Genomic DNA, 25391 nt, shown 5'->3' with positions numbered 1-25391 from the left:
TTCCGTGAAGAACCATAAAAAAGCCCACCGCTCGGGTGGGCTTTCTTCTCAAGGGTGGCGCGACTCAGCCGCTGACCTTGATGTTGGCGGCCTGAAGGCCTTTCTTGCCCTGGGTGACGTCGAAGGTGACCTTCTGGCCGTCTTGCAGGGTTTTGAAGCCTTCTGCCTGAATTTCGGAGAAGTGCGCGAACAGGTCATCGCCGCCGTCATCGGGAGAGATGAACCCGTAGCCTTTGGTGTCGTTAAACCATTTGACAGTGCCGGTTGCCATTGTCGATTTCCTTAACTTGCTAGTAGTGAAGCCGAGCACCCCCCACGGGCAGCTCGAAATGCGTGGTAAGACTAGGGGGGAATGCGCAAGAGGAGTTCGACGAGCGACTGACAACTGACGACATTCTACCTGCAAACCTACGCAGCGGATGATGCATGGGGGTCATCCAGACCGTCAAGCGCTGCCGGCTTGACTTTGGTCGTGTGATTTCCATGCCCCGCTAAAGCACCATAGATGGAAAAAACGTGCACGTCTACAGGCTCCCCGCGCCTTTTTTCCGGGGGGATCGCGGCACCGGGTATGGTTTTCTTAACCCTTTTTAAGAAGTTGCCCATATGCATATGACGATTGGATGTCACGGGTTGTAGGAGGGTAGAGGAATCGACTGTCCGTCATCCGCCGCCAATTGAACCTTGCCAGCGTTCTAGCCACACGCAGGGTGCATGACGCCAGGGCCCTCGGGTAAGCTATCGCTCACCGCGGGCCTGGCTCGCGTCATCTGTGTTTGGACAGTTCAGGAGTTGTTTCCGTGGCACGAGGCGAAGTCGCACTCAACGATACCCACAGCAAGGTCATCGGCTACCTGCTGTGGATCTTCGGTTTCACCGGTTCTCACCGCTTCTATTATGGCAAGCCGGTGACCGGTACCCTATGGTTTCTGACGCTGGGGCTGCTCGGGATCGGTTGGTTGATCGATCTGTTCCTGATTCCGGCCATGGATCGGCAGGCGGATCTGCGCTTCCGTGCGGGCCCGATCAGCTACACCCTGGCGTGGATCCTGCTCACCTTTCTGGGTGTCTTCGGCATCCACCGCATGTACATGGGCAAGTGGCTAACCGGTCTGCTCTATCTGGTGACCGGTGGCTTCTTCCTGCTTGGCGTGCTCTACGATTTCTGGACCCTCAACGACCAGATCTCGCTCAAGCACGCGCGCCGCGGCCTCTGACTCCGTCGCCGCGGCCGCAGATCTTTTCAACGTCACAGGGAGGTGACGCATGGCGGAGCGGCTGAAGCTCACCGCTATCTTCGAAACCCTCGACGAGCGCGTCGAGGATGACACCATCACCCTCGGGGACATCGTCGAAACCTTCAACGCCCGCGGCTTCGGCCCGGTGGTGCTGATCCCCGGGCTGATCGCGCTGCTGCCCACCGGTGGCGTGCCGGGGGTGCCCAGCCTGTGCGGGATCTTCATCGCGCTGATGGCGATCCAGCTGGTAGTCGGGCGGCGCTCGCCATGGCTGCCCCGGCGGCTCGCCCAGCGCGGTGTCAGCCATGCGCGCTGGCATCGCATTACCGCACGTGCCAAACCCTGGACCCAGCGCATCGACCGCCTGCTGCAGCCGCGTCTGACGTGGCTGCTGGGCACGCTGACCCAGCGCCTGCTGGCGCTGCTGATGATGCTGTTGGGGCTGTCGATGATGCCGCTGGAGTTGTTGCCGTTCGCGGCCGCGCTGCCGGCGCTGGTGATCGTGGTGATGGCGCTGGGGCTGACCGCCGGTGACGGCCTGATGATGCTGCTGGGGCTGTTGATCACCCTCGGCGGAGGCATCGGGCTGGGTATCTGGTTGCTGTAATTCCTTCATCTAGGGCCCCGGCCTTGNNCAAGGCCGGGGCCCTCGACACTCTCTGCCGGACTGCGTGCGACGCGCGGGGTCCGGCAGAGCCTCCTTCAGAGAGCGACAAGCCCCTCAGTTGCGGGCGATCAGGGTCGGATCGTAGCGCCCCTGGCGTTCGGCCGGCGTCAGCATGGCCACGCCCTGGGTATCGCCCTGCTTGGCCAGACTTTCGAAGATCACTCGATAGGCGAGCACCGCCTGCACGTAGTCGCGGGTCTCGCGGAACGGGATGCTCTCGACGAAGCGGTCGAACTCCTGCGGGGCGCTGGTCAGCCAGCGGTCGACCCGCTGGGGCCCGGCGTTGTAGGCGGCGGTGGCGGCAATACGGTTGCCACGATAGCGCTCCAGCATGCTGCGGATATAGCTGCTGCCGAGGCGGATATTGGTCTGCGGCTGGAACAGCTCGGCCTTGCTGGGGGCGGCGATCCCCAGCTGGCGGGCGACATGGTCGGCGGTACCCGGCATCAGCTGCATCAGCCCGCGGGCGCCCACCGGCGACATCGCCTCGGGGTTGAAGGCGCTCTCGCGGCGGGCGATGCCCATCAGCAGGAAGGGGTCGACCTGCTGGTGCTCGCCCCAGTGCAGGAACGATTCGCGATAGGCGGCCGGGAAGCGCCACGGCAGGGCGTCCCACTGCTTGGCGGCGATGGTGGTCTGCACCGCCATGGCGTACCAGCCCTGGCGGATGGCGTAGTCGGCCAGGGCCGCGGCCTGTTCCGGGGTATCGCGGGCGGCGGCGGTGTACCACTCGCTGCGCGCCAGCCCCTCCTCGCCGATGCGCATCAGCGCCTCGGTGCGCTGGACCACCGGCAGCATGTTGGTCAGCTCCTGCTGCAGGGTGGTGACACGGGTGTCGCTCATCTGCAGATGGTAGGGCTGGCCCAGGCGGTCGGCGGCGGCGAAGCCGAAGAAACTGCGCTCGCTGGCCGCACTCGCATAGGCACGGCGCGCGGCCTCGTCGTTGCCCAGTGCCGCCTGGGCGCGCCCCAGCCAGTATTGCCAGTGGGCGTTGCTGCGCGCCGTGTCGGGCAGCGCCTGGGTCCAGCGCACCACGTTCTGCCAATGGCCCGCGGTCACTGCATTGCGGATGCGCAGTTCGATCAGGTCGGCATCGGCGAGCCGCGGCAGGTTGGCGTCGACCCAGCCCTGATTGTTGGCGACATCGCGGACCATGGAGTAGAACGCCAGGTCGTGCTCGACGCGCTCACGCTGCGCGTCGCTCAGCGCGGCGTGCGGCGCGATCTTGCGCCATGCCTCCAGTGCGGCCTCGGTGTCGGCGCGGGTGAAAGCGTGCATGGTGGCCGCGGTCAGCGCGCCGGCGGCACCTTTCCCGGGGCCCAGGTCCTGGGGGATCTGGGTGACCGCAGCGTAGTTGGCACTGACGCGCTCGAACTGGGTGATGGCGGGCTGCCAGGCATCTCCCAGACTCCGCTCGAGATAGCTCACCAGGCCGCTCTGGCCGTTCTCCCAGGCCAGCATCATGCGCTCCCAGGTGTCCTCGTCGGTGAGCACGCCGCGCTGGGTCAGGGTGGCAAACAGGGTGTCGCAGGCGTCCGGCTGGGAGGCGCCGACATGCCACAGCTTCTCGCCGCCGGCCGCGGCGCGAGCGGGGTCACGGTCGAGCAGGGCGGTATAGTAGTAGCACTGACGAATGGCCCCGTCGGGCTCGCCGTCGCTGATCGCGAGCAGGTCGGCGAAACGGCCCAGCTGACCGAAGCGCGTCTGCGCCGTACCGCGCATCCATCCCGCCAGCGGCGAGTCGCCGTAGCGGGTGATGAAGTCGTTGACCTCGGCGGCGGAGGCGGTGCTCAGGCGCGCGCGCAGGCGGTGATACTCGACGTAGCCGGCGAGCACGTGATCCTGAATCGCGGCCTGGTCGATCGCGTCCCAGCGCTGATCGCGTGCGGCGTCCAGGGCCTGCTTCATCACCAGGTCGTCGCTCGGTGTGGCGGCCAGCGCCGGGGCGGCCAGGGTCAGGCCCAGGGCGCCGGCGAAACAGCGGCGCAGCCAGCGTTGGCGCTTGCAGGGACTACACTGAAGGAATGCGGGCATCGCGAACTCTCTCGTCGGGTCGGTCCATCTCACGCCGGGGCGCACCGCCGGCATGGATGTCGTGCGCCGGGGCGGCATGGCCGCGCCACCGTCCCCGGCGTTGAATCCAGGCACAATCGTAACCATGTATACCCTCAGGGCGCCATTGCCCATCGACCGATAAGCGTCGCTTTTCCGAAGGAGGCCGGGCGTATGACACCTTGGCGTTGGTTGACTCAACTCTCGCGGCTCAGACAGCGCGGCGGCGCGCTGGCACGTATCGGCCGGGCCTTTCGGGTCTTCGGCCCGATGACCGCTGACGTGGTGCGCGGGCGCTACCGCCCGGTGCCGTGGGCGGCTTTCGCCTGGATGGCCGCGGCGCTGGTCTACCTGGTCTCGCCGCTCGACCTGATCCCCGACTTTTTGATGGTGATCGGTCTGGTCGACGACGTCTTCATCGTCGGCTGGCTACTCACCCGGGTCGATCACGCGCTCGATGACTACCGGCGCTGGAAGGGCTGGGACGATGGTCCCGCCGCACCGGAGAGCGGGGCTTGAGGCGGCGGTGGTTGAAAAGCCGCCGCCCACCCCCATATCGCTGATCGTCTTCATTTCCTTGGTCTTTTTACTTCGCAACCGTGTCAAGAGGCTCACCGATGACCACTGCCACTCAAGAAGAAACGCTCGGTTTCCAGACCGAGGTCAAGCAGCTATTGCACTTGATGATCCACTCCCTCTACTCCAATCGGGAGATCTTCCTGCGTGAGCTGATCTCCAACGCGGCCGACGCCTGCGACAAGCTGCGTTACGAAGCGCTGGAGAACGACGCGCTCTACGGTCAGGACCCGGAACTCAGGATCGAGATCGAACACGATGCCGACGCCGGCACCGTCACCGTGCGCGATACCGGCATCGGCATGAGCCGCGACGAGGTGATCCAGAACCTCGGCACCATCGCCAAGAGCGGCACCGCCGAATTCCTCAAGCAGCTCTCCGGCGAGAAGCAGAAGGATGCCAAGCTGATCGGGCAGTTCGGGGTCGGGTTCTACTCCGGCTTCATCGTTGCCGACGAGATGGTGGTGCGTACCCGCCGTGCCGACAACGAGCAGGGTGTGGAGTGGCGCTCCAAGGGCGAGGGCGAGTTCACTATCGCCGATATCGAGCGCCCCGAGCGCGGCACCGAGATCGTGCTGCACCTCAAGGAGGATGCCAAGGAGTTCGCCGACGATTTCCGCCTCAAGAATCTGGTGCGCAAGTACTCCGACCATATCGATGTGCCGGTGCGCATGCCCAAGGTCGAGAAGGCCCGTGACGAAGAGGGAAACGAGATCGAAGGCAGCGAGACCGTCAGCTGGGAAACGGTCAACGAGGCGACCGCGCTCTGGGTGCGGCCCAAGGCCGAGATCAGCGACGACGAGTACAAGGCGTTCTACCAGCACATCGCCCATGACTTCAGCGACCCGCTGACCTGGAGTCACAACAAGGTCGAGGGCAAGCTCGAGTACACCAGCCTGCTCTACGTACCGGAGCGCGCCCCGTTCGACCTCTATCAGCGTGACGGCGTGCGCGGGCTCAAGCTCTATGTGCAGCGCGTCTTCATCATGGACGACGCCGAAGCCTTCCTGCCGCTCTACCTGCGCTTCGTCAAGGGTGTCCTCGACTCCAAGGATCTGCCGCTCAACGTCTCGCGGGAGCTGTTGCAGAAGTCGCCCCAGGTCGACTCGATGAAGTCGGCGCTGACCAAGCGCGCACTGGACATGCTCAAGAAGCTGGCCAAGGACAAGGAGGCCTATCAGACCTTCTGGAACACCTTCGGCAGCGTGCTCAAGGAAGGGCCGGCGGAGGACTACGCCAATCGCGACAAGATCGCCGAGCTGCTGCGCTTCTCGACCACCCATACCGACAGCAGCGTGCAGGACCAGTCGCTGGCGGACTACGTCGAGCGCATGAAGGCCGGTCAGCAGAAGATCTACTACATCGTCGCCGACAGCTTCAACGCTGCACGTCACAGCCCGCACCTGGAGATCTTTCGCAAGAAGGGCATCGAGGTGGTACTGCTGCACGATCGGATCGACGAGTGGCTGATGAGCCATCTCACCGAGTTCGACGGCAAGTCCCTGGCGGATGTGGCCAAGGGCGATCTGGACCTCGACGACATGGCCGACGAGGCCGAGAAGCAGGCCCAGGAGGAGACCGCCAAGGCCAAGGAAGATCTGGTCAAGCGGGTCAAGGAAGCGCTGGGCGAGGATGTCCAGGAGGTTCGCGTGACCCATCGTCTGACCGACTCGCCGGCCTGCGTGGTGCTGCCCGAGCACGAGATGGGCTTCCAGATGCGCCGGCTGATGGAGGCCGCGGGTCAGACCCTGCCCGAGGTCAAGCCGATTCTCGAGCTCAACCCGGCGCATGCGCTGGTCACCCGGCTGGAGTCCGCCGATGGCGAACGCTTCAGCGATCTGTCGCGCATCCTGCTCGATCAGGCGGTGATCGCCGAGGGCGGCCATCTCGATGATCCGGCTGCCTACGTCAAGCGGCTCAATGCGCTGCTGAGCGCTTGATCCCGTCGGCGCCGAGTTCGCTCGGTGCCGCTCCCGCTGGCTCGGCCGGCTCCGTCACGGGGCCGGCCGAGTGCTTTTCGGGACCGGAAAAGTCACACCCTTGATGACGATTTTGCACGTTATTTACTCAACTTGGCGGCGAATTGCTGTTAGCCTGCTGCCATCTTACTTGACGAGGAGCGCCACTATGTCGCGATCCTTCCCCCCGGCCGGCGGTCGATCGACCCGCGGGCCGGGGTTCAGCCGTCGTACCACCGCCCTGGCCCTGACTGCGGTACTGACCCTGGCGCAAGCACCGTTTCCGATGGCGGCTCACGCCGAACCGACATCCGAAACTGCGCCCACCCTCTACAGTAGCGTCACCCAGCCAGCCCTGGATCCGGTCAGCCAACTGCCGGACCTGCGCGAATACAAGGCCGGCGCCAAGCGCAAGGCTGCCTTCCTCGGGCTGCTGGTGCCGCTGGTCCAGGCCGAGAATGCGCAGATCCAGCGCGACCGCAACTGGCTGTTCGCGATCAGTACCCGGGTCAATCCGCTGCGCGACGACGAAAAGGCGCGCCTGGCGCGGCTGTGCGACGCCTACGGGGTGAGCTGCAAGCCGGGCCAGGTGAGCCAGGAGCTGCTCAGCCGGGTCAATACCATTCCGCTGGAGATGGTGGTGATCCAGGCCGTCGAGGAGTCCGGCTGGGGCACCTCGCGTATCGCCCGTGAGAGCAACAACCTGTTCGGCATGCGCTGCTTCTCGCCCGGTTGTGGCATCGCCCAGAACGGCACCTCGCGGCGCTTCCAGGTGTTCGACAGCGTGCGCGATGGGGTGCGTGCCTATCTGCACAATCTCAATACCCACCGTGCCTATAGCCAACTGCGCCAGGAGCGCATGACGCTGGCCACGCGCGGGCGCTCGATCTCGGCCGAGCGGCTGATCGGCAAGCTGCACAACTACTCCACCTCGCCCGACTACCAGCAACAGCTGCTGGCGCTGCTGCGCACCAATGGCGAGCTGATCCGCGACCACGGCCTGGATGCCGGCGACAGCGACGCCAGCCCGGCCTGAGACCACCTCTCCCGACCTCTCATGCCACGCCTCGCGCCTGCCTTCGGGCAGCGCCCAGAGGGGGCCGTCTGCGATGCACGCGGGTGTGTATGACATGGTGTGCAGGGCCGCGGGGTGAGGGTGTAATCTAGAGAGTCATCCCCGCCACGATACTTGCCACTACCTTACCCCGCTTCGAGGAGGACGGCATGACGGCTGACAACGGTCTCGACGCGCTGGTTTTCGATAACGTCTGGTCGCGTTTCCCGGAGGATTTCTTTACCCGGGTCACGCCCAGCGTGTGGGCCGAGACGCGACTGCTCGATCTGAGCCCCACCGCGGCGCTGCGGCTCGGCCTCGACCCCGAGGCGATCGACCGCGATCGACTCACTGCGCTGATGAGCGGTGCGACCATGCTGCCGGGCATGGACCCGCTGGCACAGAAGTACACCGGACACCAGTTCGGCACCTACAATCCGGCACTGGGCGACGGCCGCGGGCTGCTGCTGGGTGAGGCGCTGACCCCGCAGGGGCCCTGCGATCTGCATCTCAAGGGCGCCGGCCAGACGCCGTATTCGCGTTTCGGCGACGGCCGCGCGGTGCTGCGCTCGTCGATCCGCGAGTATCTCGCCGGCGAGGCGATGGCCGGTCTACGCATTCCCACCACCCTGGCGCTGGCGGTCGCGGTCAATGGCGAGAAGGTGATGCGCGAGCGTGTCGAGCCCGGTGCCACCCTGCTGCGTGTGGCCGAGAGCCACGTGCGCTTCGGCCACTTCGAGTGGCTCTACCAGCAGAAGCGCAGCGACGACATCGAACATCTGATGCACCACGTGATCGAGCGTCATCGGCCGCAGCTCGCGACCCAGCCGGCGCCGCTGGAGGCGCTCTATCAGGATGTGGTGACACGCACCGCTGAGCTGATCGCGCGTTGGCAGGCCTACGGCTTCGTGCACGCGGTGATGAACACCGACAACATGTCGATCCTGGGGCTGACGCTGGACTACGGCCCCTACGCCTTCATGGATCGCTTCGACCCCCAGCTCACCCCCAATCACACCGATGCCAGCGGGCGCTACGCCTTCGACCAGCAGCCCGGGGTCGCACTGTGGAACCTCACCGTACTGGCCCAGTGTCTGACGCCGCTGATCGATCCCGAGCGTCTGCGCGAGATCCTCGACAGCTACGAGCCGACGCTGCAGGCGGCCTATGCCATCCTGATGCGCGCGCGGCTGGGGCTGGAGGTCGAGCGCGAGGAGGACGGGGCGCTGATCGACGACTGGCTGGAGATGCTGGGGAGGGCGCAGGCGGATTTCCACCGTAGCTTCCGTGCCCTGTCCGAGAGCGATGTCGCCGGCGGCCTGGTGCTCGCCGAGGAGATCGCTGACCCCCAGCTCGACGCCTGGCTTACGCGCTACCGCGCGCGTCTCGAGCATGAGTCGCGGGGCGAGACCGAGCGACTGGCGGCGATGCGCCGGGTCAACCCGCTCTACGTGCTGCGTACCCACCTGGCGCAGCAGGTGATCGAGGCGGCCCAGGCCGGCGATGCCGAGCCGCTGCGTACCTTCCGCGAGCTGCTGGCGTCGCCGTTCGAAGCGCGCCCGGGCATGGCGGCCTGGGCCGAGGCGCCCGCCGCCAGCGCACCGCCGGTATGCCTCTCCTGCTCCTCTTGAGTCACTCTCTCCTGAGCCCGCATTGAGCCTGTGTCCGCCACGCCCCGCGGGGGCTGGCGGCACGTGCTGGTGCAGGCTTCTCACCCCGGCGCGTCAGCCCGAATCCCTCACGCTGCGGTGAAGGCGTGCAAAACGCTGCTCACAAGGCGAATAAGGGATGCGTTATGGCATCGATAACCCATGCTGAAGGTCTGTTTTTTGCCTTTTGAATCAAAGGGTTGGGCATGTTTTTGAGCATAACGATTCAGTTATGGTCATCATAAAATATTGATCGGGTTGGTTTTTCTCCGTTCGTCTTGATCCCGCCGTCGGCTTTATCGAACACTTGAGCACACTCAGGCGCTCTCCCTCGCGCAGGTGGCACCACTGGACGGCCGTCGATCGGCGTTCGGCGGCACCGCCGGTGCGGGGGAGGGCGCCCTTATCTCGACCCCACAGGAGAATCGACGCATGGCCGATCGAGCGATGCCGTGTCCGTTTTGGCGGTGCGCGGGGCTAGCCCCGCGCGTCTTGGCCGAGTCCTACCTGACCGGCGGCGTCGCGCCGTCGATGCGCGAGGTGGCGGCATGAGGATTGGAGCCCCCAGAGAGATCGCCAAGGGCGAGGCGCGGGTCGCACTGACCCCGGAGAGCGCGCAGCAGATCCAGAAGCTCGGGCACGAGTGCCTGCTCGAGCGTGGCGCAGGTGTCGCCGCAGGCTTCAGCGACGACGCCTATCAGGCGGCCGGAGTGACCCTGGTCGACGATGCCGAGGCGCTGTGGGAAACCGCCGAGGTGGTGATCAAGGTGCGCGAGCCCCTCGACGCCGAGATCGAGCTGTTGCGGGAAGGGCAGACGCTGATCGCCTTCTTCTGGCCGGCGCAGAACGAAGCGCGGCTGGCGCGTTGCCGCGAGAAGGGCGCTACCGTGGTGGCGATGGACATGGTGCCGCGTATCTCGCGGGCGCAGAAGATGGACGCGCTCTCGAGTACCGCGAATATTGCCGGCTACCGGGCGGTGATCGAGGCGGGCAACCAGTTCGGGCGCTTCTTCACCGGGCAGGTCACCGCCGCCGGCAAGGTGCCGCCGGCCAAGGTGCTGGTGCTCGGCGCCGGGGTCGCCGGGCTTGCGGCGATCGGTACCGCTACCAGCCTGGGTGCGGTGGTGCGCGCTTTCGACGTGCGCCCGGAAGTCGCCGAGCAGATCGAGTCGATGGGCGCCGAGTTCCTGTTCCTCGACTTCGACGAGAGTCAGGACGGTTCGGGCAGCGGTGGCTACGCGTCGCCCTCGAGCCCGGAGTTCCGCGAGAAGCAGCTGGCGCTGTTCCGCGAGCAGGCTCCCGAGATCGATATCGTCATCACCACCGCGCTGATCCCCGGACGCCCGGCCCCCAAGCTGTGGCTCGAGGAGATGGTGGCAGCGATGAAGCCGGGCTCGGTGATCGTCGATCTCGCCGCCGAAAAGGGCGGCAACTGCGACCTGACGGTGATGGACGAGCGGATCGTCACCGACAACGGTGTGATCGTGGTGGGTTATACCGACTTCCCTTCGCGCATGGCGACCCAGGCATCCTTGCTCTACGCCACCAACATCCGCCATATGCTCACCGATCTGACCCCGGAGAAGGATGGCGTCATCGTCCATGACATGGAGGATGACGTGATCCGCGGCGCCACCGCCACCCATGCCGGCGAGATCACCTTCCCGCCGCCGCCGCCCAAGGTGAAGGCGATCGGTGCGGCCAAGCCCAAGGCGAAGCCCAAGGAGCCGACGCCGGAGGAGAAGCGCGCCGCCGAGCACGCCTCCTTCCTCGCCCAGACCAAGCGCCAGGTCGGCCTGCTGGCGGCCGGTGGCGTGCTGATGTGGCTTTTGGGCATGGTCGCGCCGGCCTCGTTCATGCAGCACTTCATCGTCTTCGCGCTGGCCTGCTTCGTCGGCTTCCAGGTGATCTGGAACGTCAGCCACTCGCTGCACACGCCGCTGATGGCGGTGACCAATGCGATCTCGGGGATCGTCATCCTGGGGGCGATCCTGCAGATCGGCTCGGGCAGTTGGCTGGTCGGACTGCTGGCCGGCATCTCGGTGCTGATCGCCTCGATCAATATCGTCGGGGGCTTCCTGGTCACCCGACGCATGCTCGCCATGTTCCAGAAATCCTGACCCGCGGAGAGAGATGATGTTGCAACACGAGTTCGTTTCCGCCGCGGCGATCGCGGCGAGTGTGCTGTTCATCCTGTCGCTGGGCGGGCTGAGCAATCAGGAGAAGGCCAAACGTGCGGTCTGGTACGGCATCGTGGGAATGGCGATCGCGGTGGTGTTCACCGCCCTCGGACCCGGCGTCGGCGGGCTTGGCTGGCTGATTCCGCTGATGCTGATCGGCGGGCTGGCCGGCGCCTGGCTGGCACGCAAGGTCGAGATGACCGAGATGCCGCAGCTGGTCGCCGCGCTGCACAGCGTGGTCGGCCTGGCGGCGGTGTTCATCGGCTTCAACGCCGAGATGGAGCGCGCCCGGGTGGTGGCCACCCGCGTCGCCGGGATCGACGTCGAGGGGTTCTCGGCGTTCGCCGCGACCCTGGCCCACAAGACCCCGCTTGAGCTGACCTTCCTGCAGATCGAGGTGGTGCTGGGGGTGTTCATCGGCGCGGTGACCTTCACCGGTTCGGTGGTGGCGTTCGGCAAGCTGGCCGGCAAGATCGGCGGCAAGCCGCACAAGCTGCCGGGCGGGCACCTGCTCAACGCCGGCGCCGCGCTGCTCTGCGTACTGCTGGCGGTGGGCTACTTCAACGGCGCCGGGGCCTGGACCCTGGTCCTGCTGGCGCTGCTCGCTTTCTTCATCGGCTGGCACCTGATCATGGGCATCGGCGGCGCCGACATGCCGGTGGTGGTGTCGATGCTCAACAGCTATTCGGGCTGGGCCGCGGCGGCGATCGGCTTCACCCTCTCCAATGACCTGCTGATCGTCACCGGGGCGCTGGTCGGCTCCTCCGGCGCGATTCTCTCCTACATCATGTGCAAGGCGATGAATCGCAATTTCGTCAGCGTGATCCTGGGCGGCTTCGGCGCGACCCAGAGTGAGGCCGCGGAGATCGAGGGCGAGCAGGTGTCGATCGACACCGGTGGTGTCGCCAGTGCGCTCAACGATGCCGACAGCGTGATCATCGTGCCGGGCTACGGCATGGCGGTGGCCCAGGCGCAGAATGCGGTGAGCGAGCTGGTGCGCAAGCTGCGCGGCGCGGGCAAGAACGTGCGTTTCGGCATCCACCCGGTGGCGGGGCGTCTGCCCGGCCACATGAACGTGCTGCTGGCGGAGGCGCGGGTGCCCTATGACATCGTCATGGAGATGGACGAGATCAACGACGACTTCGCCAGCACCGACGTGGTGATCGTCATCGGCTCCAACGATATCGTCAATCCCGCGGCCCAGGAGGACCCGGGCAGCCCGATCGCTGGCATGCCGGTACTCAAGGTGTGGGAAGCCAAGCAGGTGTTCGTGTGCAAGCGCGGTCAGGGCACCGGCTACTCGGGCATCGAGAATCCGCTGTTCTTCAAGGAGAACACGCGTATGCTCTACGGCGACGCCCGTGGCAGCATCGACGCCCTGGTGCCGATGATCGACTGAGGCCGCGCAGCGCGTGACCCTGATCCGAGCGCATTTCGCCCCGTGACGGCACCCCCGTCCGGGGCGATTTTCGCTACACTGTGCCCATCGCTCAGTGTCCACGGATCGACCATGCCAGAATCCCCCTCGCAGTCAGATTCTCGCTCTTCGGAGCCCATGCGGGTCGCCGTGCTCGGCGGCGGCAGTTTCGGTACCGCCATCGCCAGCATCGCCGCCGACAACGGCGCCACGGTACGCCAGTGGCTGCGAGATGCGGCGCTGGTCGACCAGATCAATCACGAGCACCGCAACGGCCGCTATCTACCCGACTACCCGATCAACCCGGCGGTGGTGGCCTCCACCGACCTGGCCGCGACCGTGGCCGAGGCCGCGGTGGTGTTCATCGCCATCCCCTCCAAGGCATTTCGTGGCGTGCTCGAGCTGGCGCGCGAGCATCTGCGCCCGGAGCAGATCCTGGTGACCACCACCAAGGGGATCCAGGCCGAAGGCTTCAAGCTGATGAGCCAGCTGATCGAGGAGGAGACCGGCTCGTCGCACATCGGTGTACTCTCGGGGCCCAACCTGGCCGCGGAGATCGCCCAGAAGCAACTCACCGCGACGGTGATCGCCAGCGACGACGCGGTCACCCGCGCCTATGTCCAGGCCGCGCTGGGGTGCGGCTACTTCCGCGTCTATGCCGGCAACGACCGCTACGGCGCCGAGCTGGGCGGCTCGCTCAAGAACATCTATGCCATCGCCGCGGGTATGGCGGCGGCGCTGGGCATGGGCGAGAACACCCGTGCCATGCTGATGACCCGGGCGCTGGCGGAGATGAGTCGCTTCGCGGTGGCCCTCGGCGCCAACCCCATGACCTTCCTCGGGCTCTCGGGCGTCGGCGATCTGATCGTGACCTGCTCCTCCCAGCTCTCGCGCAACTACCGGGTGGGCTATGCGCTGGGCGAGGGGGCCAACCTCGACGAAGCGATCGAGGCTCTGGGCCAGGTCGCCGAGGGCGTCAACACGGTCAAGCTGGTGTGTGCCAAGGCGCGTGAGGAGGGGATCTACATGCCGCTGGCCCAGGGGCTCCACCACGTGATGTTCGACGACGTGCCGGCACGTGACATGGCGCGGGCGCTGATGGAGAACGAGCAGAGCAGCGACGTCGAGTTCATGCTCTCGCGCGAGGCGGTGTCGCAGGCGCATCAGTTGGCGCCGGACGGTGACGCATGAGCTGGCTGGCGATCGTTCGACACGGTGAGGCGGGGCCCGGCATGCCCGACGCCGAACGCAGCCTGACCGCCCAAGGCGAGCTTGAGGCGCAGTCGGCGGCGCGCTGGCTCGCCGGCCGCCCGGAGCTGGCCGCGGCGACCCTGTGGGCGAGCCCGTTCCGGCGCGCCCAGCAGACCGCGATGCCGGTCGCCGCGGCGCTCGGCATCGCCCTCGATACCGCTGATGGCATGACCCCGGAGGATGACGTCGACGCCTTGATCGAGCGACTCAGTGCCCTGGGCGCCTCGCCGGCGCCGCTGATCCTGGTCAGTCACATGCCGCTGGTCGGCACCCTGGCCGGGCGTCTGGTCGATGGCGGGCCGCTTGCCGCCATGGGCTTCCCCACCGCCGGCGTGGCGCTGCTCGAAGCCGAGGTGTGGGCGGCGGGCTGCGCCAGGCTCGGCGCCTTCGTCGCACCTCCCCATGGCTGAGGCGCACACCCCGCAGTGAGTGATCATGACGCCAAGCCGCGCTCGGCCCGCGCCACCGGCAGTGCCCGTCTGACCGATGTGGCGCGGGTCGCTGGCGTGGCGCCGATGACGGTGTCGCGGGCGCTCAATCGCCCCGAGCTGGTCAGCGAGGCCACCCGGGAGCGGGTGCGTCGTGCGGTGCGCGAGACCGGTTACGTGCCCAATCAGGTCGCCGGCGCGCTGGCCTCCAGCCGCAGCCGAGTTGTCGCACTGCTGGTGCCGACGGTGGCCCACGCGCTGTTCGCCGAAGTCGTGCAGACGGTCATGGGCGTTCTGGTGCCGCGTGGCTACCAGGTGCTGCTGGGGCTGGTCGGCTACACCCCGACCGAGGAGGAGGGGGTGATCGAGACGGTGCTCAGCCGCCGCCCGGACGGTATCGTGCTCACCGGCTGCCACCACTCGGCCCTGACCCATCAGCGCCTGGCGGCCAGTCGGGTGCCGCTGGTCGAGATCTGGGACATGCACGAGGCGCCCATCGACATGCTGGTGGGCTTCTCCCATCACGCGGTGGGGCGCGCCGTGGCCGAACATCTGCTCGCCCGCGGCTATCGTCGGCTGGGGGTGATCAGCGCAGACGACGCCCGCGCCGAGCGGCGCATCGACGGCCTGCGCGAGCGCCTGGCGGAGGCAGGGCAGGAGGCGCTGCCGCTGCGCCGGGTGGGGACTCCCTCGAGCATGCCCTGGGGGCGCGAGATGGCGGCCGAGCTGCTCGATCATCACGCCCTCGAGGCGATCGTCTGCAGCTCCGACATCCTCGCCTTGGGGGTGATCGCCGAGGCCCAGAGTCGGGGGCTATCGATCCCCCATGATCTGGCCATCATGGGGTTCGGCGACAGCAGCTACGCCGCGGCCAGCTTCCCCGCCCTGAGCACGGTGCGCATCGATGGCGCCACCATCGGCCGCCGCGCCGCCGAGCAGCTGCTCGAACGCATGGCGCGGCCCCAGTTCGAGCGTAGCGGGGCGGTGGAGGACGTCGGCTTCAGCCTGGTCGATCGTGCCACCACCTGAGCGCTCGCTGGGCCGATAACCGCGGGAATCCATCACCTAACGGGGACGTTGCAGGCGCGTCTCGTGTCCGGAGCATCACCTAGTGCTTTGGTCGTAATTTACCCTCTGCCATCTTTGTCATACAAATGTGCCGCGCTACTATCCTTGGCCAGTGACCTCTGACGGCGCCTGAATGATAGCGCAATCATTGCTGGTTTCGATGACCCCGATAAATCCCGCCGCGGCCCTGTTCTTGGCCTGCGACGATGCCACAAGACAAGGTGACGCGATGAACAACGACGCCATCAGCTGGATCCGTTTCTCCCATGTGCTGTTGCCCCTGGCGACGCCGATCAGCGATGCCAAGGTGCTGACCGGGCGCCAGAAGCCGATGACCGAGGTGTCTTTTCTGTTCGCCGAGATCGAGACCCGTGATGGCCATCGTGGAATCGGCTTCAGCTATTCCAAGCGGGCCGGGGGCTACGGCCAGTTCGCCCATGCCAAGGAGATCGCGCCGGCGATCCTCGGCGAGGACCCCAACGACACCGACAAGCTGTGGCACAAGCTGGTGTGGGCCGGCGCCTCGGTAGGGCGCAGTGGCCTCTCGACCCAGACCATCGCCGCCGTCGACGTCGGCCTGTGGGATCTCAAGGCCAAGCGCGCGGGGCTGCCGCTGGCCAAGCTGATCGGTGCCCATCGCGACTCGGTGCAGTGCTACAACACCTCCGGGGGCTTCCTGCATACGCCGATAGAGGAGGTCAAGGAGAACGCCAGCCGGTCGCTGGAGAACGGGATCAAGGGGGTCAAGATCAAGGTCGGCCAGCCCGACATGAAGGCCGACCTGCAGCGCGTCGAGGCGGTGCGCCGCCACCTGGGTGACGACGTGCCGCTGATGATCGACGCCAACCAGCAGTGGGATCGCGCCACCGCACTGCGTTTCGGCCGTGCCATGGAGCCCTACCACCTGGTGTGGATCGAGGAGCCCCTCGACGCCTACGACGTCGAAGGGCACGCCGCGCTGGCCAGCGCCCTGGATACGCCCATCGCCACCGGCGAGATGCTCGCCAGCGTCGCCGAGCACCGCGCGCTGATCGAGCATCGCAGTGCCGACATCATCCAGCCGGATGCGCCGCGCATCGGCGGCATCACGCCGTTTCTGAAGCTGGCCACCCTGGCCAGCAGCGCCGGCCTGCAGCTGGCGCCGCACTTCGCCATGGAGATTCACCTGCACCTGGCGGCGACCTATCCCAGCGAACCCTGGGTCGAGCACTTCGACTGGCTGGAGCCGCTGTTCAACGAACGTCTCGAGACCCGCGATGGGCGCATGCTGGTGCCGGACCGCCCGGGGCTCGGCTTCACCCTGACCGAGCAGGCACGCCAGTGGACAGTGGATAGCGCAGAATTCGGCAAACGCGGCTAGGAAACACTGAATCAATGGCTGCGCAGATGAATCGCTGCGTTGCCCGGTGCGCGGAATCCTCACCTATACCCCATAGGCTCCGGATCCTGTGCGCCGGGCGCCTTGAGCTTCATCTTGCTCGCCGGTGCCTTCAGCGTCCCCGCAACGATCACATACCGAGGAGTGCGAGATGAGTTTTCCCAAGATCACCAAGATGTCGGTCGTGCCGGTGGCCGGCTATGACAGTTTCCTGCTCAACCTGAGCGGCGGCCATGCGCCCTGGTTCATTCGCTGTGTGCTGATCCTGGAGGATGACAGCGGCCAGCGCGGGGTGGGGGAGATCCCCTCCAGCGAGGGCATTCTCCAGGGGCTGGAAACGTGCCGGGCGCTGGTCGAGGGGGCGCGGATCGACCAGGTCAAGCAGGTCCTCAACCAGGCGCGGCTGGCACTGGCCAGTAACGGCCGTGAGGAGCGCGGGCAGCAGACCTTCGATCTGCGCGTGGCGGTGCACGTACTGACGGCCATCGAGTCGGCGCTCTACGATCTCTACGGGCAGGCGCTGGGCCAGCCGGTGGCGGATCTGCTGGGGCGTTTCGGCCGCCAGCGCGACGAGGTCGAGGCGCTGGGCTATCTGTTCCTGCTCGGCGATCCGGCCAAGACCGATCTGCCCTACCCGAAAGCCGACAACCCGGTGGACGCCTGGGACGAAGTGCGACGCCGCGAGGCGCTGACGCCGGAGTCGGTCGCCGATCTGGCCAAGGCTGCCCATGCCCGCTATGGCTTCAAGGATTTCAAACTCAAGGGGGGGGTGCTGCGCGGCGAGGAGGAGGCGGAGTGTATTCGCGCTCTGCACGACGCCTTCCCCGAGGCGCGGCTGACCCTCGACCCCAACGGCGCCTGGACGCTCGACGAAGCGGTGCGCGTGCTCGAGCCGATCAAGCATCTGCTCAGCTACGCCGAGGACCCCTGTGGTCAGGAGGCGGGCTGGTCCGGCCGCGAGACCATGGCCGAGTTCAAGAAACGCACAGGCCTGAAGACCGCCACCAACATGATCGCCACCGACTTCAAGCAGCTGCAGTACGCGGTGGCGCTCAACGCGGTCGACATTCCGCTGGCGGATTGCCACTTCTGGACAATGCAAGGGGCGGTGATGGTCGGCGAGCTGTGTCACGAGTGGGGCATGACCTGGGGCTCGCACTCCAACAACCACTTCGATATCTCACTGGCGATGATGACCCATGTCGCTGCCGCCTGCCCGGGGGAGATCACCGCCATCGATACCCACTGGATCTGGCAGGATGGCCAGCGCCTCACCCGCGAGCCGTTGGCGATCCGCGATGGCAAGCTGCGTGTGCCCACCACGCCGGGGCTGGGCGTCGAGCTGGACATGGCGCAGCTCGAGCAGGCCCACGCGCTCTACCGCTCCCTCGATGTGCGCAGCCGCAACGACGCCATGGCGATGCAGTATCTGATCGACGGCTGGCGCTTCGACCCCAAGCGTCCGGCACTGGTGCGCTGAGCCGGGCGTGACTGCGAGCGGCGGGCGAGCACCCGCCGCGATGCGTGCATGACCTAGGAGGCGTCAGCAGGATGGGGCATCAGGTGGCATAAGGGGGGCATGACCAGGAAGTCAGAATAGGGCACCGGAGGAGCAGCAATAGACTAGTTAAATCACCTTTGGATACTTATCTTGACACTTGGTTTCATGACACTATGAGCTTCCTTGAGCGAGGGGGAGCTCATAATGCGCGTGATCGGTGCCTTGACCGGCCTGTGCGTACTGCTGATCGGCATGTTCGTGGCCTGGAACTGGACCATGCGCGAACCCGAGGGCGAGGTACCGAGCGTCGAGCCCCGCGGCTGGGAGTATCGCTGGGGCGATTCGCCGCTGGATAGCGACGGGCTGCCGGTCTGGCTACACGCTGCTGGCTCCGGGTGGCAGCCGATTGCGTTTCCGGCCAATCCGCCGGACCGTGACGGCCGCGACAAGGTGTGGTTTCGCCTGCGCCTGCCGGACAATCAATGGCACGATCCGGTGCTGTTCATCCCCAGCATCGATCTGATCGCCCAGGTCTATCTCGGTGGCCGGCTGATCTACCAGTACGGCGACTTCGACGCGGGTGACAGGATCGCCTTTGCCGGCTGGCCCTGGCACATGATCGCGCTGCCCCGCGACTTCGCCGGCAAGACGCTCTGTCTGCGTGTCTTCTCCGATTACACCAGCATCGGCCTGTGGGGCCAGGTACGCCTGATTGATCGCGGGGAGGCCTACAGTCAGATCATCCGACGCTCGGCCTGGGACGTGGCGGTGAGCGCGCTGGCCCTGGCGCTCGCGGTATTCGCCGCGATCTTCGCCGTCAGCGGGGTCGAGCGGCGCAGCTTCGGTGCCATTGCGCTGTTCGGTGGCGCCTCGGGACTGATGCTGCTGGCGGAGGCGCCGGCGCGGCAGTTGATCGCCGACAATCCGCTGGGGTGGGATCTGCTGCGGGCCTTCAGCTACTACATGCTGCCGGTGGCGACCGGGCTGATCCTGGCCCACTGGCTCAAGGGGAGCGCGCGGCGCTGGATGCGGCGGCTGTGGGCGCTGCATCTCGGCTATGTGGTGCTGGTGGTGGGGCTGGTGCAGGGTGGCGTGATCAACCTGTCGCTGACCTTTCCCATCTTCGATGGGCTGCTGGTGGCAACGCTGCCGGCGATGCTGGCACTGGCGCTATGGCAGTGGCGCGCCCTGGATGGTTCCCAGCGTACCGTTGTGCTCTGCTTCGCGGTGTTCGCGCCGCTGCTGCTGGCCGATATGCTGGTGGCCCACGGCTTCCTCCCGTGGCAACCGATACCCCTTAGCTTCGGCTCGCTGGCTTTCTCGCTCTCCTGTGTGGCGATCTCGCTGCACCGCTACCATCGGGTCCATCGCGAGCTGGCACGCTCCCACGACACGCTGGAGCACCAGGTGGCGCTGCGCACCGCGGAGCTGGCGCAACTGGTCGAGGAACTCGAGGGGTTGTCCTATCGCGATGCGCTGACCGGGCTCTACAACCGGCGTCACTTCGATGCCGCCTACGCCCAGGCGTGCCGGCGGGCGGTATCCCGTGGCGAGTGTCTGACGCTGGCGATTCTCGATCTCGACCACTTCAAGCGTATCAACGACCGCTTCGGACATGACGCCGGCGACAGCGTGCTGGTGACCCTGGCCGGGCTGCTCAAGGCGCACCAGAACACCGGTGAGAGCGTCTGCCGCCTGGGTGGCGAGGAGTTTGCGCTGTTCTCCCACACCTCGCCGGCGGCGCTGGCCGCGCGTCTCGAACGGCTGCTGGGGCGGCTCTGTGCGACGCCGATCACGCGTGGCGAAGTGTGCCTGGGGCGCGTCACTTTCTCGGCCGGTATCGCCAGCTACCCGATGCACAGTGCAAGCCCCGACGGCCTGCTGCGACTGGCCGACGAAGCGCTCTACTGTGCCAAGCGCGGCGGGCGCAGTACGGTGGCGATCTATTCGGCCTCGGTCGAGCCCTGCCTGCAGCAGGCGCCGGCCGGGCCGGGCACCCGCCACGCGCCGCGCAGCGTGGGCGGTGACGCAGCCACGCCAGACGAAAGGCGCCAGTGAGCGCAGACGCCGGCAGCGTGGGGGCTTGGCACGGATGCCGATGGCTGAGGCCAAGGCGCGGTGTATCGAGAATGCCAAAGTCTAATGTCTGGATAAGTATGATGTATGGCAATGTTGCTGGCGACAACAACATTGCGGCCTGCACGGCGTCGCGATCGGTCTGGTGGAAATGCCAGGCGACGCCCTCGAAGGCTGCGCCCATTCAACATGGAGCGCGTCATGACCTCTCTCTTCTCTCCGCGAGTCTCGCGTACCTGTCTCTCCCTGGCGGCGGCCGGCGTGCTGCTGGGCGCCAGCCTGAGTGCCCAGGCGGCGACCTGGCGCGGGTGGAACGTGCACCCCGATGGCTACCCCAACTCGCTGGCGCTGAAATCGTTCGCCGAGGAGGTCGCCAAGACCACCGATGGCCGCGTCGAGCCCAAGGTCTACAACAATGGGGTTCTCGGCGATCAGCCGGATGCGATCGAACAGGCCCGCAGCGGCGCGCTCGACTTCGGTAACTTCAACATGGGGCCGATGGGCCCGGTGGTGCCGGAGACCGACGTGCTCTCGCTGCCGTTTCTGTTCAAGAACGTCGAGCAGATGTATCGGGTCATGGATGGTGACATCGGCAAGCGCTTCGCCGCCGCCCTGGCCGAGAAGAATCTGATCGCGCTCTCCTGGTTCGGCTCCGGCGCGCGCAGCTTCTACGACACCAAGCGACCCATCGAGACCCCCGACGACGTCAAGGGGCTCAAGCTGCGGGTGATGAACAACGATCTCTACGTGCAGATGGTCGATGCCCTGGGCGGCAACGCCACGCCGATGGCCTACAGCGAGGTGTTCCAGTCGCTCAAGACCGGGGTCATCGACGGTGCCGAGAACAACTTCCCTTCGTTCGAGTCGAGCAACCACTACGAAGTGGCCAAGTACTACTCGCTCACCGAGCACCTGATCATTCCCGAGTGCCTGTGCGTGGCCAAGTCGAGCTGGGAGGCGCTCTCCGACGCCGATCAGCGCGCCGTGCGCACCGCCGCCGAGAATGCCGCTCAGGAGCAGCGCCAGCTGTGGGCGGAGCGGGTGGCGAAGAGCCGTGCGATCGTCGAGAAGGCGGGGGTGAAGATCAACCAAGTGAAGGACAAGGCCGCTTTCCAGCAGCGCATGGAGCCGATCTACCAGGCGTTCACCGACAAGCATCCCGAGCTTGCCTCACTGATCGAAGAGATTCGTCAGACCCCCTGATTGCCCTCGCGAGGTCGGCGCGTCTCCGCCGGGAGGCGCGCCGGCCGCCTCTTCGCCGCAGTTGACAGGATCTCACCGTGAACGACTCTCAGCCGCCCATGGCCGCTGGCACCTCGGCGTGTGACAAGGTGCTCGATGCGTTGGCTCGACTCTGCCTGATCGTTGCTGGCGTGCTGCTGGTGTTTTTGATCTTCTCCTTCGGCTGGCTGGTCTTCGGCCGCTACGTGCTCAACGACACCCCGACCTGGATCGAGCAGTCGTCGCTGTTGATCGTGGTCTACATCACCTGTCTGGGGGCTGCCGCCGGGGTGAGATTCCACTCCCATCTGAGCATCGACTTCCTGCGCGAGGGTGCGCCGCGCCCGCTGCGCCTGCTGATGCAGCTGATTGCCGACGCCTTCGTGATCGCCTTCGGCAGCGTCATGGCCTGGCAGGGGTGGCTGATGATGGTCAACAACGCCGACCGTCCGATTCCCATGCTGGGCCTGTCGGAGAGCTGGCGCTCGGCGCCATTGGTGGCCTGCGGGGTGCTGCTGGTGATCTTTACCGGCGCGGATCTGATCCAACGCGCGATGTCGACACGCAAGGGGCGCTGACCATGGGGCTGATCATTCTGTTCGGAGTCTTCGCGCTGGGCCTGATCGTGGGCGCGCCGATCGCCTTCGCGGTGGGGCTGTCGGCGGTGGTGACCTTTCTCTACGAGGGGCTGCCGCTGTTCGTCGGCTTCCAGCGCATCGTCTCGGGGATCTCGGTGTTCTCGCTGCTGGCGATCCCGTTCTTCATCTTCGCCGGTGAGCTGATGCTCCACGGCGGTATCTCACGGCGACTGGTGCGCTTCGCCTCGGCGGCGGTCGGGCGCATGCGCGGCGGCCTGGGCATGGTCAATGTCACCTCGTCGATGCTGTTCGGCGGTATCTCCGGCTCGGCGGTGGCGGACACCTCGGCACTGGGGTCGATCCTGATTCCGGTGATGAAGGAGAAGGGCTACGACACCGACTATGCGGTCAATGTCACGGTCACCTCGTCGATCGCCGGGGTGGTGATCCCGCCCAGCCACAACATGATTCTCTATGCGGTGGCCGCGGGTGGCGGCATCTCGGTCACCCAGCTGTTCGTGGCCGGGATCGTGCCGGGCATCCTGATGTGTCTGGCACTGGCGGTGGCTGCCTACGTGGTGGCGGTGAAGCGCGGCTACGGCGGCGAACCTTTCCCTGGCTGGGCCGCACTGGTGATCAGCTTCTTCGCCTCGCTGCCGGGCCTGCTCACTGCGGTGATCATCGTCGGCGGCGTGCTCTCCGGGGTTCTCACGGTGACCGAGTCCGGCGCCTTCGGCGCGATCTACGCCATCGTGGTCACCGGGCTGGTCTACCGCGAGCTGCGCTGGGCGGCGTTCAAGACCGCGGTCTATCAGGCGGTCAAGACCACGGCGCTGGTGATGATCCTGGTCGGCTGCGCCTCGGCGTTCTCCTATCTGCTGGCGCTCTACAGCGTGCCCGAGATGCTCGCCAACGGTCTGACCTCGGTCTCCGACAATCCGGTCGTGGTGCTGCTGATGCTCAACCTGCTGCTGCTGGTGCTGGGCATGATCATGGACATGGCGCCGCTGATCCTGATCTGTACCCCGATCTTTCTGCCGGTGGCACAGCAGTTCGGCATGGACCCGACCCAGTTCGGCATCCTGATGATGATGAATCTGGGCATCGGACTCTGCACGCCACCGGTGGGGGGCTGCCTGTTCGTGGGCAGCGCGATCGGCGGGATCAAGATCGAGCAGACGGTGAAGACCATCTGGCCGTTCTATCTAGCGCTGTTCGCGGTGCTGATGCTGGTCACCTATGTGCCGGCGGTCTCGCTGACGCTGCCCCATCTACTGCAGTGAACCCGTGCCCGGTAGGCCGGGCACTCTCCGCTTTGCCATCGAACACGAGGGAGTTACGCCATGCTGAATCGATTACTGGTGACCGGTGCCGCCGGTGGCGTGGGGCAGGCGATTCGCCCCCATCTCGCGGGGCTGGCACACCAGGTTCGGCTTTCCGATATCGTCGATCCGGGCGCGGCCGCCGCCCACGAGGAGATCGTCACCTGCGAGCTTGCGGATGCCGCGGCGGTGGCGCGGCTGGTCGAGGGCTGCGACGGAGTGATCCACCTTGGCGGCATCTCGGTGGAGAAGCCGTGGGCCGAGATCCTCCAGGCCAATATCGTCGGCGTCTACAATCTCTATGAAGCGGTGCGCCAGCACGGCCGGCCACGGGTGGTCTTCGCCAGCTCCAATCACACCATCGGCTTCTATCCGCGCACCACGCGCCTCGACAGCCAGGTGCCGCACCGGCCCGATTCGCTCTATGGCGTCTCCAAGTGTTTCGGCGAGGATCTCGCCAGCCTCTATCACGACAAGTTCGGCATCGAGACGCTCAGCCTGCGCATCGGCTCCTGTTTCCCTCAGCCCAAGGACACCCGCATGCTGGCGACCTGGCTCGGGGTGGAGGATCTCGTCGACCTGCTGGGGCGCGCCTTCGCCGCGCCCCACCTGGGGCACACCGTGGTCTACGGCGCTTCCGACAACGCCGAGCAGTGGTGGGACAACTGCCATGCGCAGTTCCTCGGCTGGCGCCCGCGTCAGAGCTCGGCGCCCTGGCGCGAGGCGGTCGAGGCTGCCGACGGCCGGCTCGACCCGGGTGACCCGGCGGTGCGCTTCCAGGGCGGCAAGTTCGTTGCCCTGGGGCACCCCGACGAGGGGTGAATGACGCGCTTGTCGGGCGAGCTGGTATGCTAGCGGCCAGCGACAGTCAGGCCGCGGCCACGCCAGCGGGCCACGGGGTGGTGACATGCCACGGCGATATCCGGCACAGCAGAGGTAGAGGAAACGATGGAGCAGACCCAGGCCTTCAGCGTGCAGCGCATCTCGATGCAGGAGAGCCTGTCGCGCCAGATCGCGCGCCAGCTCGAAGCCCTGATCACCGAGGGCAAGATCCCGGTGGGCGACAAGCTGCCGACCGAGAGCAAGCTGTGCGACATGTTCGGGGTCAGCCGTACCGCGGTGCGTGAGGCGATCGCCCATCTCAAGTCGATGGGGCTGGTGGAGACACGTCGCGGCATCGGTACCCGGGTGCTGCGCTCGGCGCCGGCCAGTGCCTTCCCGGCGCGCCGCATCAGCGCCACCACGGTGGAGGACATTCTCCATGTGCTCGAACTGCGCCTGGCACTGGATTCGCAAGCCGCGGCGCTGGCCGCCGAGCGGCGCAGTGATGCCGACATCGAGGCGTTGACGCGGGCCCACGAGGCGCTGGTCGCTGCCAGCCGTGAAGGCGGCCAGGCGCGCCAGGAGGATTATCGCTTCCACCGCGCCATCGTCGAGGCCAGCCACAATCCCTTCTTCGTCACTCTGTACGATCAACTGCACGAAGGGGCCATCCCGCGCACCAAGCTGGTGGCGGTGGAACTCGACCCGGCAGCCATGACCCACTACCTTGAGCGAGTGGCGCGGGAGCACGCCGACGTGCTCGAGGCCATCGTGGCGGGTCAGCCGGCAGCGGCGCGCGACGCCATGCTGCGACATCTCCAGCGCGCGTACGATAACTACGCCGTCTATCTGGATCGCCCCAGCGGCTGACACCGCCGCCCCGCGGCCGTGGCGTCACCTGCCCGCGGCCGACGATCTCCACCCGCGCCGAGTCGACGCTGCCCCGAGGGGGCGC

At 66.5% G+C, this 25391-nt stretch carries 21 protein-coding genes; 19 read left to right on the top strand and 2 right to left on the bottom strand.

Features of this window, described 5'->3' with window-relative positions:
- Positions 1-64 precede the first annotated feature (64 nt).
- Positions 65-271 carry a cold-shock protein gene (locus DOM67_RS03835; protein ID WP_035471072.1) on the bottom strand — a complete coding sequence of 69 codons (207 nt, stop codon included), beginning with the start codon at positions 269-271 and terminating at the stop codon, positions 65-67.
- Between the two features lie 529 nt (positions 272-800).
- On the opposite strand from DOM67_RS03835, the gene DOM67_RS03830 reads away from it, so the two are divergent.
- Both DOM67_RS03830 and DOM67_RS03825 read left to right on the top strand, forming a co-directional pair.
- The gene (locus DOM67_RS03830) at positions 801-1217 is read left to right on the top strand and encodes a TM2 domain-containing protein (RefSeq protein WP_110674341.1); all 417 of its coding nucleotides are present in this window, start codon (positions 801-803) and stop codon (positions 1215-1217) included.
- Between the two features lie 49 nt (positions 1218-1266).
- Positions 1267-1845: an exopolysaccharide biosynthesis protein gene (locus DOM67_RS03825; RefSeq protein WP_110674340.1), complete on the top strand. Its 579-nt coding sequence runs from the start codon at positions 1267-1269 to the stop codon at positions 1843-1845.
- A gap of 114 nt (positions 1846-1959) precedes the next feature.
- Here the strand turns inward: DOM67_RS03825 and DOM67_RS03820 are convergent, their stop codons facing one another.
- Positions 1960-3939, bottom strand: a complete 1980-nt coding sequence (locus DOM67_RS03820) for a transglycosylase SLT domain-containing protein (protein WP_110674339.1) — start codon at positions 3937-3939, stop codon at positions 1960-1962.
- A 192-nt stretch (positions 3940-4131) separates the two neighbouring features.
- Between DOM67_RS03820 and DOM67_RS03815 the strand changes: the two genes are divergently transcribed.
- From DOM67_RS03815 to DOM67_RS03735, 17 genes are all read left to right on the top strand, one after another.
- On the top strand, positions 4132-4476 hold the full coding sequence (locus DOM67_RS03815) for a DUF1232 domain-containing protein (protein ID WP_188115144.1): 345 nt from the start codon (positions 4132-4134) through the stop codon (positions 4474-4476).
- 98 nt (positions 4477-4574) lie between these two features.
- The gene (gene htpG, locus DOM67_RS03810; protein ID WP_110674338.1) at positions 4575-6473 is read left to right on the top strand and encodes a molecular chaperone HtpG; all 1899 of its coding nucleotides are present in this window, start codon (positions 4575-4577) and stop codon (positions 6471-6473) included.
- A gap of 187 nt (positions 6474-6660) precedes the next feature.
- Positions 6661-7527 carry a glucosaminidase domain-containing protein gene (locus DOM67_RS03805; RefSeq protein ID WP_232825124.1) on the top strand — a complete coding sequence of 289 codons (867 nt, stop codon included), beginning with the start codon at positions 6661-6663 and terminating at the stop codon, positions 7525-7527.
- A gap of 188 nt (positions 7528-7715) precedes the next feature.
- A complete protein-coding gene (locus DOM67_RS03800; protein WP_110674337.1) occupies positions 7716-9176 on the top strand; it encodes a protein adenylyltransferase SelO in 1461 nt (486 codons plus the stop codon).
- 566 nt (positions 9177-9742) lie between these two features.
- On the top strand, positions 9743-11314 hold the full coding sequence (locus DOM67_RS03795; protein WP_110674336.1) for a Re/Si-specific NAD(P)(+) transhydrogenase subunit alpha: 1572 nt from the start codon (positions 9743-9745) through the stop codon (positions 11312-11314).
- Between the two features lie 16 nt (positions 11315-11330).
- Entirely contained in the window at positions 11331-12773 is a 1443-nt protein-coding gene (locus DOM67_RS03790) for an NAD(P)(+) transhydrogenase (Re/Si-specific) subunit beta (RefSeq protein WP_110674335.1), read from the top strand.
- Positions 12774-12929: 156 nt separating this feature from the next.
- The gene (locus tag DOM67_RS03785) at positions 12930-13982 is read left to right on the top strand and encodes an NAD(P)H-dependent glycerol-3-phosphate dehydrogenase (RefSeq protein ID WP_110674334.1); all 1053 of its coding nucleotides are present in this window, start codon (positions 12930-12932) and stop codon (positions 13980-13982) included.
- Positions 13979-14452 (top strand): phosphohistidine phosphatase SixA, encoded by a 474-nt coding sequence (gene sixA / locus DOM67_RS03780; protein ID WP_110674333.1) that lies wholly within the window; start codon positions 13979-13981, stop codon positions 14450-14452. Before DOM67_RS03785 ends, sixA begins: the two co-directional genes overlap by 4 nt.
- Before the next feature lie 15 nt (positions 14453-14467).
- Positions 14468-15499 carry a LacI family DNA-binding transcriptional regulator gene (locus DOM67_RS03775; RefSeq protein WP_198651717.1) on the top strand — a complete coding sequence of 344 codons (1032 nt, stop codon included), beginning with the start codon at positions 14468-14470 and terminating at the stop codon, positions 15497-15499.
- Between the two features lie 268 nt (positions 15500-15767).
- Complete coding sequence (locus DOM67_RS03770; RefSeq protein ID WP_188115143.1) at positions 15768-16898, top strand: mandelate racemase/muconate lactonizing enzyme family protein; 1131 nt, start codon at positions 15768-15770, stop codon at positions 16896-16898.
- 169 nt (positions 16899-17067) lie between these two features.
- Positions 17068-18396: an enolase C-terminal domain-like protein gene (locus tag DOM67_RS03765; protein WP_110674331.1), complete on the top strand. Its 1329-nt coding sequence runs from the start codon at positions 17068-17070 to the stop codon at positions 18394-18396.
- A 225-nt stretch (positions 18397-18621) separates the two neighbouring features.
- Positions 18622-20475 (top strand): GGDEF domain-containing protein, encoded by a 1854-nt coding sequence (locus DOM67_RS03760; RefSeq protein WP_110674330.1) that lies wholly within the window; start codon positions 18622-18624, stop codon positions 20473-20475.
- A gap of 219 nt (positions 20476-20694) precedes the next feature.
- The gene (locus DOM67_RS03755) at positions 20695-21696 is read left to right on the top strand and encodes a TRAP transporter substrate-binding protein (protein WP_110674329.1); all 1002 of its coding nucleotides are present in this window, start codon (positions 20695-20697) and stop codon (positions 21694-21696) included.
- A 77-nt stretch (positions 21697-21773) separates the two neighbouring features.
- Positions 21774-22292, top strand: coding sequence for a TRAP transporter small permease (locus DOM67_RS03750; protein WP_232825122.1), 519 nt, complete (start codon positions 21774-21776; stop codon positions 22290-22292).
- A gap of 2 nt (positions 22293-22294) precedes the next feature.
- Positions 22295-23575: a TRAP transporter large permease gene (locus DOM67_RS03745; protein WP_110674328.1), complete on the top strand. Its 1281-nt coding sequence runs from the start codon at positions 22295-22297 to the stop codon at positions 23573-23575.
- 60 nt (positions 23576-23635) lie between these two features.
- Positions 23636-24436, top strand: a complete 801-nt coding sequence (locus tag DOM67_RS03740; protein ID WP_110674327.1) for an NAD(P)-dependent oxidoreductase — start codon at positions 23636-23638, stop codon at positions 24434-24436.
- Positions 24437-24562: 126 nt separating this feature from the next.
- Positions 24563-25306, top strand: coding sequence for a FadR/GntR family transcriptional regulator (locus DOM67_RS03735; protein ID WP_110674326.1), 744 nt, complete (start codon positions 24563-24565; stop codon positions 25304-25306).
- Positions 25307-25391 lie beyond the last annotated feature (85 nt).

The sequence above is a fragment of the Salinicola sp. RZ23 genome, from assembly GCF_003206675.1.
Classification (GTDB): Bacteria; Pseudomonadota; Gammaproteobacteria; order Pseudomonadales; family Halomonadaceae; genus Salinicola; species Salinicola endophyticus.
Note: the sequence above shows the minus strand (reverse complement) of the source record. Positions and strands in the feature narration are given on the sequence as shown.

Excerpts from the sequence above, each read along its gene's own strand:
- DOM67_RS03835 (WP_035471072.1), bottom strand. The coding sequence starts at position 271 with ATGGCAACCGGCACTGTCAAATGGTTTAACGACACCAAAGGCTACGGG.
- DOM67_RS03825 (WP_110674340.1), top strand. The coding sequence starts at position 1,267 with ATGGCGGAGCGGCTGAAGCTCACCGCTATCTTCGAAACCCTCGACGAG.
- DOM67_RS03820 (WP_110674339.1), bottom strand. The coding sequence starts at position 3,939 with ATGCCCGCATTCCTTCAGTGTAGTCCCTGCAAGCGCCAACGCTGGCTG.
- DOM67_RS03815 (WP_188115144.1), top strand. The coding sequence starts at position 4,132 with ATGACACCTTGGCGTTGGTTGACTCAACTCTCGCGGCTCAGACAGCGC.
- htpG (WP_110674338.1), top strand. The coding sequence starts at position 4,575 with ATGACCACTGCCACTCAAGAAGAAACGCTCGGTTTCCAGACCGAGGTC.
- DOM67_RS03805 (WP_232825124.1), top strand. The coding sequence starts at position 6,661 with ATGTCGCGATCCTTCCCCCCGGCCGGCGGTCGATCGACCCGCGGGCCG.
- DOM67_RS03800 (WP_110674337.1), top strand. The coding sequence starts at position 7,716 with ATGACGGCTGACAACGGTCTCGACGCGCTGGTTTTCGATAACGTCTGG.
- DOM67_RS03795 (WP_110674336.1), top strand. The coding sequence starts at position 9,743 with ATGAGGATTGGAGCCCCCAGAGAGATCGCCAAGGGCGAGGCGCGGGTC.
- DOM67_RS03790 (WP_110674335.1), top strand. The coding sequence starts at position 11,331 with ATGTTGCAACACGAGTTCGTTTCCGCCGCGGCGATCGCGGCGAGTGTG.
- DOM67_RS03785 (WP_110674334.1), top strand. The coding sequence starts at position 12,930 with ATGCGGGTCGCCGTGCTCGGCGGCGGCAGTTTCGGTACCGCCATCGCC.
- sixA (WP_110674333.1), top strand. The coding sequence starts at position 13,979 with ATGAGCTGGCTGGCGATCGTTCGACACGGTGAGGCGGGGCCCGGCATG.
- DOM67_RS03770 (WP_188115143.1), top strand. The coding sequence starts at position 15,768 with ATGAACAACGACGCCATCAGCTGGATCCGTTTCTCCCATGTGCTGTTG.
- DOM67_RS03765 (WP_110674331.1), top strand. The coding sequence starts at position 17,068 with ATGAGTTTTCCCAAGATCACCAAGATGTCGGTCGTGCCGGTGGCCGGC.
- DOM67_RS03760 (WP_110674330.1), top strand. The coding sequence starts at position 18,622 with ATGCGCGTGATCGGTGCCTTGACCGGCCTGTGCGTACTGCTGATCGGC.
- DOM67_RS03755 (WP_110674329.1), top strand. The coding sequence starts at position 20,695 with ATGACCTCTCTCTTCTCTCCGCGAGTCTCGCGTACCTGTCTCTCCCTG.
- DOM67_RS03745 (WP_110674328.1), top strand. The coding sequence starts at position 22,295 with ATGGGGCTGATCATTCTGTTCGGAGTCTTCGCGCTGGGCCTGATCGTG.
- DOM67_RS03740 (WP_110674327.1), top strand. The coding sequence starts at position 23,636 with ATGCTGAATCGATTACTGGTGACCGGTGCCGCCGGTGGCGTGGGGCAG.
- DOM67_RS03735 (WP_110674326.1), top strand. The coding sequence starts at position 24,563 with ATGGAGCAGACCCAGGCCTTCAGCGTGCAGCGCATCTCGATGCAGGAG.